At 57.9% G+C, this 516-nt stretch carries 1 protein-coding gene and 1 pseudogene; both read right to left on the bottom strand.

Annotated elements, in window-relative coordinates:
- Window positions 1-33: 33 nt before the first annotated feature.
- The gene (locus Q4543_RS24575) at window positions 34-276 is read right to left on the bottom strand and encodes a DUF1153 domain-containing protein (protein WP_303442826.1); all 243 of its coding nucleotides are present in this window, start codon (window positions 274-276) and stop codon (window positions 34-36) included.
- 45 nt (window positions 277-321) lie between these two features.
- Window positions 322-516, bottom strand: a pseudogene (locus tag Q4543_RS24570) (hypothetical protein); the annotation flags it as partial.

The following is a 516-nucleotide window of genomic DNA, read 5'->3' as shown; positions in this document are numbered from 1 at the left end:
CAACCAACCCGATCAGCAGGTGCAACGAGTAGCTTAAATCACGCCAGATCCTGTCCAAGAGATCGGGAGCAGCTCATATTGCTCGCGGATGTCGAGCGGGTTGGCGCGCAGGGAATTCTCCATACCCCGCTTCGCGTCTTCGACCCAACCCTCGATCTCGGAGGGTGTGAGGTCGAATGATCGACTTGCTTCCGACACGGTCGTCTTGCCCTGGATGATCTCAATCACCAGTGCCGTCTTCCGCTTCGCCGTCCAACGCTTGATGCTGTCGTCCATCGTCATACTCATTGCTACGTTCTCCCTTGTAGCATGAGCAGGTTTTCACTGGGTCGATACACGGATGCCGAAGGTCTTGAGAATCCCCCGGATATGGCCCTCGAGATCCTTGTGCAGGCTGATCAAATGCGCCCGCGCACTGATAAGGCAGCTGATCCGAGTCCGGTAGTGCCCCGAGAGGTGGTGTAAGAGCGCCGACCTTCGGAGAGGTCCAAGGCTGATCAGGTCGCCACGGCGGAC

The sequence above is a fragment of the Salipiger sp. 1_MG-2023 genome (assembly GCF_030547555.1).
GTDB lineage: Bacteria > Pseudomonadota > Alphaproteobacteria > Rhodobacterales > Rhodobacteraceae > Salipiger.
This window is presented reverse-complemented; position numbering and strand designations above follow the sequence as displayed.